Origin of the sequence: Streptomyces adelaidensis (genome assembly GCF_016598475.1) — a bacterium.
In the GTDB taxonomy this organism is placed as follows: domain Bacteria; phylum Actinomycetota; class Actinomycetes; order Streptomycetales; family Streptomycetaceae; genus Streptomyces; species Streptomyces adelaidensis.
On record NZ_JAEMUX010000283.1, the window covers coordinates 1 to 671 of the forward strand.

Consider the following 671-nt stretch of genomic DNA (forward strand, 5'->3'; position numbering starts at 1 on the left):
CCTGGCAGGGCAAGGCGCTCGGCGCGGACGAGTACGTCATCAGCGCGGACGAGAAGACCTCCATCCAGGCCCGCTGCCGCTGTCACCCCACCCTCGCCCCCGGCCAGGCCCGGGCTATGCGCGTCAACCACACCTACGGCCGCGGCGGCGCCCTGGCCTACCTCGCCGCCTACGACGTCCACCACGCGAAAGTGTTCGGCCGCACCGAACCCAAGACCGGCATCGACCCGTTCATGAACCTGGTCGCCCAGGTCATGACCCAGGAGCCGTACGCCAGCGCGGAACGCGTGTTCTGGATCGTCGACAACGGCTCCTCCCACCGCGGCAAGAAGGCTGCCGACCGGCTGACCAGTGCGTTCCCGAACGCGGTCATGGTCCACACCCCGGTCCACGCCTCGTGGTTGAACCAAGTGGAGATCTACTTCTCCGTCGTCCAGCGCAAGGTCGTCTCGCCCAACGACTTCACCGACCTCGCCCAGGTCGGGGACCGGCTCCGAGCCTTCGAAGACCGCTACAACGCCACGGCACAGCCGTTCCAGTGGAAGTTCACCACCTCCGACCTGGACGATCTGCTGGCCAGACTCGACCGGCACACCGCCGATCACCCAGAAGAATCCTCCGCCACCCCGGAAGCATGATCAACCCCCGAAGGACTTACGGCGCAGACCACT

Annotated in this window: 1 protein-coding gene; it reads left to right on the forward strand. The window is 66.9% G+C overall.

Annotated elements, in window-relative coordinates:
- A partial coding sequence (locus I8N67_RS41860) for a transposase (protein WP_200309632.1) occupies positions 1–638 on the forward strand: 638 nt, incomplete at its 5' end.
- Between the last annotated feature and the right edge of the window lie 33 nt (positions 639–671).